This is a genomic window from Pseudomonas sp. GW822-FHT04C11, assembly GCF_058800905.1.
In genome coordinates this window covers 154,863-164,423 of the sequence record NZ_JBXAMS010000017.1, presented here as the reverse complement: position 1 = coordinate 164,423, position 9,561 = coordinate 154,863, and the positions used below count along the sequence as shown (strand labels likewise).

11 protein-coding genes are annotated in these 9,561 nt (G+C 59.2%); 5 read left to right on the top strand and 6 right to left on the bottom strand.

The genetic code is table 11. The annotated features are described in order from the left end of the window. Positions 1–142: 142 nt before the first annotated feature. Both rssC and rssB read right to left on the bottom strand, forming a co-directional pair. On the bottom strand, positions 143–625 hold the full coding sequence (rssC, locus tag AC1RJ3_RS24200) for an anti-sigma factor antagonist RssC (protein WP_054593158.1): 483 nt from the start codon (positions 623–625) through the stop codon (positions 143–145). Next, complete coding sequence (gene rssB, locus AC1RJ3_RS24195) at positions 625–1,806, bottom strand: two-component system response regulator RssB (protein WP_347930013.1); 1,182 nt, start codon at positions 1,804–1,806, stop codon at positions 625–627. The genes rssC and rssB overlap by 1 nt, the downstream gene beginning before the upstream one ends. A gap of 276 nt (positions 1,807–2,082) precedes the next feature. Here rssB and AC1RJ3_RS24190 point away from each other — a divergent pair, with 276 nt between their 5' ends. Then, entirely contained in the window at positions 2,083–2,382 is a 300-nt protein-coding gene (locus tag AC1RJ3_RS24190) for a PilZ domain-containing protein (RefSeq protein ID WP_103315314.1), read from the top strand. 63 nt (positions 2,383–2,445) lie between these two features. Here AC1RJ3_RS24190 and AC1RJ3_RS24185 read toward each other — a convergent pair whose 3' ends face one another. Continuing rightward, positions 2,446–3,135 (bottom strand): MlaA family lipoprotein, encoded by a 690-nt coding sequence (locus AC1RJ3_RS24185; RefSeq protein WP_054593161.1) that lies wholly within the window; start codon positions 3,133–3,135, stop codon positions 2,446–2,448. Between the two features lie 188 nt (positions 3,136–3,323). On the opposite strand from AC1RJ3_RS24185, the gene pcrP reads away from it, so the two are divergent. Both pcrP and AC1RJ3_RS24175 read left to right on the top strand, forming a co-directional pair. After that, entirely contained in the window at positions 3,324–3,944 is a 621-nt protein-coding gene (pcrP, locus tag AC1RJ3_RS24180; protein ID WP_493080899.1) for an HAD superfamily inactivated hydrolase PcrP, read from the top strand. A gap of 123 nt (positions 3,945–4,067) precedes the next feature. Further along, positions 4,068–4,331 carry a DUF4404 family protein gene (locus AC1RJ3_RS24175; protein WP_054593163.1) on the top strand — a complete coding sequence of 88 codons (264 nt, stop codon included), beginning with the start codon at positions 4,068–4,070 and terminating at the stop codon, positions 4,329–4,331. A gap of 246 nt (positions 4,332–4,577) precedes the next feature. On the opposite strand, the gene queF is transcribed toward AC1RJ3_RS24175, so the two are convergent. Together queF and copI are read right to left on the bottom strand one after the other, a co-directional pair. Beyond that, on the bottom strand, positions 4,578–5,408 hold the full coding sequence (gene queF, locus AC1RJ3_RS24170; RefSeq protein ID WP_493080897.1) for an NADPH-dependent 7-cyano-7-deazaguanine reductase QueF: 831 nt from the start codon (positions 5,406–5,408) through the stop codon (positions 4,578–4,580). Between the two features lie 61 nt (positions 5,409–5,469). After that, a complete protein-coding gene (gene copI, locus AC1RJ3_RS24165; RefSeq protein WP_493080895.1) occupies positions 5,470–6,027 on the bottom strand; it encodes a copper-resistant cuproprotein CopI in 558 nt (185 codons plus the stop codon). 155 nt (positions 6,028–6,182) lie between these two features. Between copI and AC1RJ3_RS24160 the strand changes: the two genes are divergently transcribed. Together AC1RJ3_RS24160 and AC1RJ3_RS24155 are read left to right on the top strand one after the other, a co-directional pair. Next, entirely contained in the window at positions 6,183–6,863 is a 681-nt protein-coding gene (locus tag AC1RJ3_RS24160; RefSeq protein WP_493080893.1) for a heavy metal response regulator transcription factor, read from the top strand. Then, positions 6,863–8,224 carry a heavy metal sensor histidine kinase gene (locus tag AC1RJ3_RS24155; RefSeq protein WP_347929460.1) on the top strand — a complete coding sequence of 454 codons (1,362 nt, stop codon included), beginning with the start codon at positions 6,863–6,865 and terminating at the stop codon, positions 8,222–8,224. Before AC1RJ3_RS24160 ends, AC1RJ3_RS24155 begins: the two co-directional genes overlap by 1 nt. 58 nt (positions 8,225–8,282) lie before the next feature. Here the strand turns inward: AC1RJ3_RS24155 and AC1RJ3_RS24150 are convergent, their stop codons facing one another. Further along, the gene (locus AC1RJ3_RS24150) at positions 8,283–9,527 is read right to left on the bottom strand and encodes a lipoprotein-releasing ABC transporter permease subunit (RefSeq protein WP_493080891.1); all 1,245 of its coding nucleotides are present in this window, start codon (positions 9,525–9,527) and stop codon (positions 8,283–8,285) included. Between the last annotated feature and the right edge of the window lie 34 nt (positions 9,528–9,561).

The following is a 9,561-nucleotide window of genomic DNA, read 5'->3' as shown; positions in this document are numbered from 1 at the left end:
TTTGAAATACAAAACGCCCGATGCGGTGCATCGGGCGTTGAAGTGAAACAGGTGTAAACCTATTTCAGGACTAGACACTGATTTTAGGGCTGCTTCGCAACCCAATGGGAGCAAGCTCCCTCGCCACAGGTCCAGCCTTGCCTCAGTGACGCTCCAGGGCGTTCACCAAGTCATGGAATGCTTCGCGGTTGGAGTCGTTCAGGCCCATGAGGATCTTGTGCGCTTCCAGCACCTTGATCCGCACCACTTCTTCGGACTGATCCTGGTCAGGCAGGTCAGTCAGGCATTCCGGGCATGGAATCGGCCGGTCAACGATGTTGAACACCTGCTCGAAGCCCATGGACTCCAGCAGCCGCGTGATGTCTTCGTGGGTGGTGACGACGGTCGGCAGCAGGCCGACCTTTTGCCGCGACATGATCGACAGCTTGGCCAGCAGGCCCAGGGTGGTGCTGTCGATACTGCGGGTTTCGGTCAGATCGATCACGATCGCGTTGAAATTCAACGCGCTGAAGATCCGCTCAATAGTCGCATCCAACGCCGAACACAGGGTCAGGCGAACTTCACCGACGAACTTCAGGACGAAGGTGCCGTCCTGCTCGGCGAACTGGATTCTACCGGTACTCATTAAAGATTCCTGCTCAACACCAACAGGGCGATATCATCCGGCATCTCCCCTAGCGTGGCCAATCCAAAAACCTGCCGCAAGCCATCCAGGCTGCCGCCCGCCGTTCTTACCCGTTCAGGTAAGGCAGCCTCTTTCTCTTTGAGTGTAGGTTCTGGCAAAAGGTCCAGAATGCCATCGGACATCAGCGTCAGGCTGAACGTCGGTGGCAGCTCGATAACGTGGTCTTCGTAGGTGGCTTCATTGAACAAGCCCACCGGCAGGCCGCGCCCTTCGAGATAACTCACACTGTCTGGCGTGTACAACACTGGCAACGGCAGGTGTCCGCCGATGCTATAGGTCAACAAACCCGTCTCCTCGTCGATGACTCCACCGACCATCGTGACATGTTTGCCCAGCTTACAGCTGATCAGCCCTCGGTTGATATGACCAAGGACCTCTGAAGGGGTGAATTCCGGCAAGGTGCCGTTGCGCTTGGATTCGAACAGCAAGCGCGTGGTCATGAATTTCAGCAGCACGGTCACGAATGCCGATGAAGCGCCATGGCCTGAAACGTCCGCCAGGTAGAAGGCTACCCGGCGCTCGTCGACCCGAAAGTAGTCAACGAAGTCGCCCGACAGGTACAGAGACGGGATGATCTGGTGCGCGAACTTGAACTCGTCGATCGCCCAGGGACTGACCGGCAACATGTTCATCTGCACCTGGCGCCCGGCGTTCTGGTCTTCCTGCAACAGGTTCAGGCTGGCTTCGAGCTCGCGGTTGGCGGTTTCGAGTTTTACCCGATAGCGCTGGTTTTCCAGCAGCAGGCGCGCACGATCCAGAGCCCGGCGCACGGAGTGCTCGAGTACGGCCAGATCTTCCAGCGGCTTGATCAGGTAGTCCGCGGCGCCCAGGCGCAAGGCCTCGACGGCGTCGTTCATCACACCGGCACCCGACACCACGATCACCGGCGTTTGCGGCGAAAGGTCGGTGACCTGACGAATGAGTTCAAGCCCGCCCATCTGCGGCATGCGCAGATCGCAGATCACCAGATCGGGTTGGTTTTTCTTGAAGACCTGAAGCCCCTGCTGGCCATTGCTGGCCTGAAGGACGCTGAACCCACTGTCTTCCAAATAGGCCGCGAGACTCGCGCGTACTACTTCGTCGTCATCGATTATCAGCAGCGTGGCACTGGTTTTTTGCATGTGGGCAAACGGCGCCAGAATTAGGTTGGCGTAGCTGGCAGGGCATTCGGCCCGGCACACACTACTGGATTCGCTTTCTAGCCTCTCTGTCGCACCGCTTTCGAGCATTTGCCCTACAAGCGTGTTCATCAGAGGTGCCCTTCTAAGGCGCAGACGGTACTCCCATCCGCGAGGCGTTTCAAGCTCACGCCGATGGTCATCAGGCGTCTTTACATCGCAAATCACCGGGAGTTATAAGAACAGCCAAAACCGCAACACAAAGGAAGGATCGAGCCCATGAGCCAAAGCGATCGTGACTACAGTGAAAAGCGCGACTACATCCGCATGCGGGTCGATGCGGATGTCACATTGATTCACGCTGGCGATTTGATTCCAGCCGTCTGTATCGACCTTTCCAGCAGCGGTATGCAGGTTCAGGCTGCCCGTTCGTTCCAGGTGGGCGACACGCTGAACGTACGCATCGATTCCGAGCATGCCGCGCTCAAGGGCCTGGAAGCCGAGACCGAAGTGGTCTGGGTGGCTCAACAGGACGCTGGCGGTCAGAAACTTGGGCTTACAATCCTGAAAATGAATTGAGCACGAACTCAAACAAAGAAGGCGGCCAAATGGCCGCCTTCTTGTTGTTGCGTGGGTGACGATTTAAAAATCGTCTTCCACCTTGCCGTCTTTGACCTTGAATTCGCGGTTCTGCAGGTAAGCGTTGCGAATGAAGATGTATTTGTCGCCGGTGATCAGCTTCTCGCTCGACAACAGGCTGGCACGGGTGTCGATCACGCTCATGCCAAGCGCCATATTGCGCGCCGGAATGTCGTTCATGTAGCGGTAGGGTTTGGCGTAGGTATCGACGTATATGGACGGTGCATCACGCACCGTGCTCGGGCCGAAGAACGGCAGCATCACGTAAGGACCGCTAGGCACGCCCCAGTGGCCAAGGGTCTGGCCAAAGTCTTCGTCATTACGTTGCAGGCCCATTTTGGTGCCCACATCGAAGAACCCGGCCAGGCCGATGGTGGTGTTCATCAGCACGCGAGCCGTATCGACGCCAGCGGCGCGTGGCTTGGCCTGCAGGATGTCGTTGGCCAGGTTGCCGACGTCACCGATGTTGCGGAACATGTTGTGAATGCCGTCCGAGAGAAACGTCGGCGTAATGAACTGATAGCCCTGAGCAATCGGCTTCAAAGCGTAGGTGTCCAGTACATCGTTGAACTTGTAGATCGGACGGTTAATGCTTTCCCAAGGGTCATCTTCCGACGCCGCCTGGGCAGCGAACGGAACCAGCAACACACTGGCACACATACATAGTCGAGCTAGACGATTGCTCCAGCGCATAGCAAAAAACTCCTTGGACCGTACTGGCGCGGGCCTCAATACCCGGGCGATAAGCGCGCTAGTATAAGGTGGATAAGTATTTTTAGGCAGTCACCCGTGAACCGGTCTTGGTGTGGCCGCTTCATCCCGATGTCACTCAACTGTCACGGGGCATCCCTAATCTCCGAGATTATTTCAGGGACGTAGAAATGCCCCACGCCCAATCCCTCCCCCAGAGCATTCCCAACCCGACCGCCGTGCTCTTCGGTCTCAGCGGCTGTCTGGTGGATTTCGGCGCCCGCAGCCGTCAGAACAACAACGACACCGCTGAACGAGCGCACCTGACACCGGGCGCCCTGGAAGCGCTGAACCGTCTGCAACTTCAAGGCATTCCGTGTGCCTGGCTCGACGAGTTGCCGCACGCGCAAAGTCTCGCGCTGGCCACTTCTCTGCCGGACTGGATCACCGCCAGCCCGCACACGCTGAACGTGGGGCAATGGCCGTCCCCCGATGCGTGCTGGCAAGCCTTGATGGCGCTGAACATCGATCGCCTGGACGGTTGCGTGCTGGTCAGCGGCGAACCGCGCTTGCTGCAATCAGGTCTCAACGCCGGGCTCTGGACCATCGGCCTGGCGTCCTGCGGCTCGCTTTGCGGGATGACACCCAGTGAGTGGCAAGCCTTGAGTCAGCAGGAACGCGAGCTCAAGCGCGGCAAGGCGACCGTGCAACTGTTCGGCCTTGGCGTACACTCGGTGATCGATCACCTGGGTGAACTCGACACCTGCCTGTCAGACATCGGCCTGCGCCGACACAAGGGTGAAAAGCCCTGATCGGCCGTTCTTGATCAAGATCATGCACTTCGCTCGCCAGTGGATTAATCTAAAGGCCAGATGCAGACCTTTGGCCCATCGCTGCGGTCTATGCCAGTGCCTATCGATAAAAGGAAGAACGCCATGCCTGCCCGCGAACTGCAAGAACAGCTCAACGCCCTGCGCGAGCAACTGGAGCAGAACCCACCGCTCACGCTGGAAGAACGTGAACACCTGCAAGAACTGATGCAGAAGATTGAGGCGCAGATCAAACTCGAAACCGCGACGCAGGACAGCAGCCTGGCGGACGGCGTCAACCTTGCCGTGGAGCGTTTTGAAGTGGACCACCCGGCGCTGGCCACCGTGTTGCGCAACATCGTGCAGACCCTGGGCAACATCGGAATCTGACCCTGCGAATGCAAAAAAGCCCCGCTAGCGATAGCGGGGCTTTTTCATTTGTGCGGACAAAACACCGAACTTAAAACTACTCACATTCCTTGTAGCAGCTGGCGAAGCCTGCGTTCGGCTGCGCAGCGGCCGTAAATCCAGCGTACTCGGTAGTTCTGAAAGATTACGGTGTTCAATTTCACGACTGCTTCGCAGCCGAACGCAGGCTTCGCCAGCTGCTACAGTCCGTGTCGAAGCCAAATATTGTTACTGACGCACCAACCGCAGGTTCGGCAGTTGCACTTCTTCAGTGCTGCGATACGGGTTGATATCCAGCCCGCCGCGACGCACGTAACGCGCATACACGGTCAGTTTTTCCGGTTTCAGCAAGCGTTGCAGGTCGAGGAAGATCCGTTCTACGCACTGCTCGTGGAAGTCCGAGTGCTGACGGAAACTCACCAGATAAGCCAGCAGACTGGCGTGATCCAGCGCCGCGCCACGGTACTCGACCGCGACACTGCCCCAGTCCGGCTGGCTGGTGACCGGGCAATTGGATTTGAGCAGATGGCTGTGCACGCTTTCTTCAACGATGCGCGAATCGTCGCAACGCAGCAGTTCCGGGCGCGGATGCTCGTAGTTGCTGACGCTGATATCCAGATCATCGATGCACACGCCAGGCAGCGCTACAACGCCTTCAGCCTCGACCTCGTTCAAGCTGCGAATACGCACGCCCACCGGCTTGCCCGCGGCGGCCGAAAGGTCATTCACCAGCGTGGCTTCAAGGCTTTGGGTATCGGCGAACGGTGTCTGGTTCAGCGAGTTCAGGTACAACTTGAACGACTTCGACTCGATGATGTTCGGCGAGTCCGCCGGGATACTGAATTCGCCAATGGCCACCACCGGCTTGCCCGATGGCAGCAGCCAGGACAGTTCAAAGCAGTTCCAGAAATCCACGCCCTTGTACGGCAGGGTTTGCGCCGTCAGGCCCAGCTCGGCCCATTTCGCGGTGCGCGGGATCGGGAACAGCAAGGACGGCGTGTACGTGGCGATGTATTCGCTGGATTTGCCCAGCGGCGAATGTTCGGCTGCGGGATGCATGGCGGAAACCTGACTAAAGAATCAGCGGATTCTACCAGCCTTTGCTCCCGCCTTTGAGTGCTTACTGACTGACAGTCAATTTGCCGACCATACCTGCCTGATAGTGGCCGGGAATATTGCAGGCGAACTCCAGATTGCTGGCTTTCTTGAAGGTCCAGGTCAATTCGGTGGTTTTGCCCGGTTCAATCAGCACGCTGTTCGGATCATCGTGCTTCATGCTTGCGCCGTGATCCATGTCTGGCATCGAGTTGTGATCCATGCCCGCCATCGAGCCGTGGTCCATGGAAGCGCTTTTCATCATGGTCGGGGTGAGCATGCCGCCCTGTTGCATTTTCAGCATTTCCTGTTGATGCGCAGCATGCATCGCCGCATCGCCCAGGTTGAACTCGTGCAGTAACTGGCCTTTATTGATCAGTACAAAGCGCACCGTCTCACCGGCTTTGATGTCCAGCGTCTTGGGCGTGAACGACATATCGCTCATGACGATTTCGACGCTGCGCGTAGCCTTCGCCGCCGGGGCCGGCGTGCCGAAGTTGTAGGTCTGTGCCGGCGACGCCCACACCGGAAAGCTCAACGCCAACAAGCAGCCGGCAAGTACCAATCGATGACGCAAAAACATGATCACACTCCAACAAGAGAAGGTTCAGCCGATGGGAAACTCTACTACTGCGCCACTGCCAGCCAGCTGACGGCCAGATTACAACTTTGTAAGGTTGCACTGCATCGCCGCCCGCCACGGTATAACGCACCTGTTCCATTGACCTCGAGCTACCCATGAAATTGCTGATCGTCGAAGACCAACCGAAAACCGGCCACTACTTGCGCCAAGGCCTGACCGAGGCCGGCTTCAACGTCGAACTGATGGCCGACGGCAACACCGGCCTGCACCTCGCGCTGACCGGAGATTACGCCTTGCTGATTCTCGACGTGATGCTCCCCGGCCGTGACGGCTGGCAGATTCTGCAAGCGGTACGTAACGCCGGCCTGGACATCCCGGTGCTGTTTCTCACCGCCCGCGATGCCGTGGAAGATCGGGTTCATGGCCTGGAACTGGGCGCCGACGATTATCTGGTCAAGCCTTTCGCCTTTTCCGAACTGCTGGCCCGCGTGCGTAGCCTGTTACGTCGTGGCAGCGCGGCACCGCAAGAAACCAGTCTGCAACTGGCCGACTTGCGGCTGGACCTGATTCGCCGCCGGGTCGAGCGCAGCGGCCAGCGCGTCGACCTGACTGCCAAGGAATTCGCCCTGCTGGAACTGCTCTTGCGCCGCCAGGGCGAAGTGCTGCCCAAATCGCTGATCGCTTCGCAGGTCTGGGACATGAATTTCGACAGTGACACTAATGTCATTGAAGTGGCGATCCGCCGCCTGCGCCTGAAGATCGACGACGACTTCCCGAACAAGTTGATTCATACCGTACGCGGCATGGGCTACGTGCTTGAAGAGCGTCCCGCCTGATGCGCCGCCTGTCCCTGAGCGGCCGTCTGGCCTTGCTGTTTGCCGCCTGTACGGCGGTGGTTTCATTGTTCGCTGGTGTGCTGTTCAGCCGCGCCAGCGAGACGCACTTCATTGAACTCGACCAGCAATTGCTCGACGGCAAGCTGATCGCCCTGCGCAGCGTCTTGGCCGGCGCCGACGACCCGCGGTTGTTCGCCGAACGAAAAGCCGGACTGCAGGATGAAATGAGTCATCAGCCGGACCTGGCATTGCGGGTGCGCGGCGCCGATGGTCACGTGTGGTTCGACAGTGCCGCAAACCTCCCCGACGACTTGCCAACCCGCTCCGGTCTTCACAGCTTGCACAGCGCCGACACGGCGTATCGGGTCTACAGCGCCGCGCTGGAGCCGGGCAAGACCGATTCCGCGCAGCTGATTCTGATGCTCGACATCACTCACCATCAGCACTTTTTGCAGCGCATGCAGCATTTGATCTGGCTGACCGTCGGCCTGTCGGCGCTGGCCACCGCGCTGCTCGGCGCGTGGGCGGCGCGCAGTGGTTTGCGGCCGTTGCGGCGCATGAGTGAAGTGGCCGCCGGGGTGTCCGCCAGCTCGCTGACCCAGCGCCTGCCCGAAGATCAAATGCCCGCCGAGCTCGCCAATCTGGCTCACACGTTTAACGCCATGCTCGGCCGTCTCGACGACTCGTTCCAGCGTCTGTCAGCCTTCTCCGCCGACATCGCCCACGAACTGCGCACGCCGTTGTCGAACCTGCTGACCCACACTCAGGTCACCCTCACCCGCCCGCGCGACCTGGAAGATTACCGCGAGGCGCTGCACAGCAACCTCGAAGAACTGCAATGGATGGCGCAGCTGGTCAACGACATGCTGTATCTGGCCAAGGCCGATCACGGCTTGCTGACGCCAAAACGCGAACCGCTGCAACTGGCCGAGGAAGTGGATCTGTTGCTGGAGTTTTACGCACCATTGGCCGAAGACGCACGAGTCAAGCTGACCCGTCTCGGCGACGCCAGCCTCAATGGCGACCGCAGCATGTTGCGCCGCGCCCTCTCCAATCTGCTGGACAACGCGCTGCGCTTCACCCCGCCAAACGGTGAGGTTCAAGTGCGGATTGTCGATGAACCAAAGGGCTTGAGCCTGAGTGTTGAAAACAGCGGAGAGGGGATTTCTGAAGAACTGTTGCCGCGATTGTTTGACCGGTTCTACCGCGCAGACCCGGCGCGCCATGAAGGCAGTAGCGAGCATGCAGGGTTGGGGCTGGCGATCACTCAGTCGATCATCCGCGCTCATGGCGGGACGATTCGTTGCGAATCAGGCCAGGGGTGGACACGGTTTTTGATGCAGTTGCCGAAGGGGGTTTGAGGCCAGCCGGAACCTGATCGTTCCCACGCGGGGGAACGATCAGGTGCGGTGTCTGGACTTACGAATAGCGCAACGCAGTCGCCGGTTCGATCTTCGCGGCGCGCCAGGCCGGGTATACCGTGGCCAGGAAGCTCATGATGAAGCCCGCCGAGCAGATCAGCAGCACGTCACCGCCCTGCAGTTCCGATGGCAAGTTGCTGACGAAGTACACGTCGGAGCTGAAGATATGCTGGCCAGTCACGCGCTCCAGCCAACCGACCATCTCACTCACGTTCAACGCCGCGATCACCCCGAGGACGCCGCCAATCAGCGTGCCGACGACACCGATCACCGTGCCCTGAACCATGAAGATCGCCATGATCTGCCGAGGTGTGGCGCCGATGGTCCGCAGGATCGCGATGTCCGCGCCTTTGTCGTTCACCACCATGATCAAGGTGGCGATGATGTTGAATGCAGCGACCGCCACGATCATCAGCAGCAACAGGCCGATCATGGTTTTTTCCATCTTCATGGCGCTGAACAGGCTGCCTTGAGTGTGGGTCCAGTCATCGGCCTTGAAGTCGACTCCCAGCCCGCCTGCAATGTCTGACGAGACCTTGGGGGCGGCGTACAGGTCTTTCACCGCCAGGCGCACGCTTTGCACCTGATTCGGTTGCCAATGCTGCATTTGCGCTGCATCGGCAACGTGGATCAGCGCCATCGAGCCGTCGAGTTCGGCACCGACCTTGAACACGCCAACCACGTTCAGCCGCTGCATGCGCGGGGTGATACCACCCGGTGCGGTGCTGACTTCCGGCACGATCAGGGTGATTTTGTCGCCGACGTTCAAGCGGAAGCGGCGTGCAGTGATTTCACCGACCACCACCCCGAACTCGCCCGGCTTCAAGTCGTCCAGACGTCCCTGCACGATGTGCTGGGCGACGATGGAGACTTTGCCTTCCTGTGCCGGATCAACGCCGCTGATCTGGATCGGCTGCATCGAGCCCTTGTACGACAGCATGCCTTCCATCTCGGTGAACGGCACGGCGGCCGTCACTTCAGGGTTTTTCATGGCTGCGGCCGCGACAGGCTGCCAATCATCGATCGGCTTGACGCCAACGATGGTCGCGTGGGGGACCATGCCGAGGATGCGCGAGCTCATTTCGCGCTGGAAGCCGTTCATCACCGACAACACCACGATCATCGCCAGCACGCCCAGGGCGAGGCCGATCATCGAGGTCATCGAGATAAACGAAACAAAGCGATTGCGGCGCTTGGCGCGGGTATAGCGCGTGCCGATAAAGATCGATAACGGTCTGAACATTCGCTGGGGCACCGTATAAAAATAAAAGACCCGA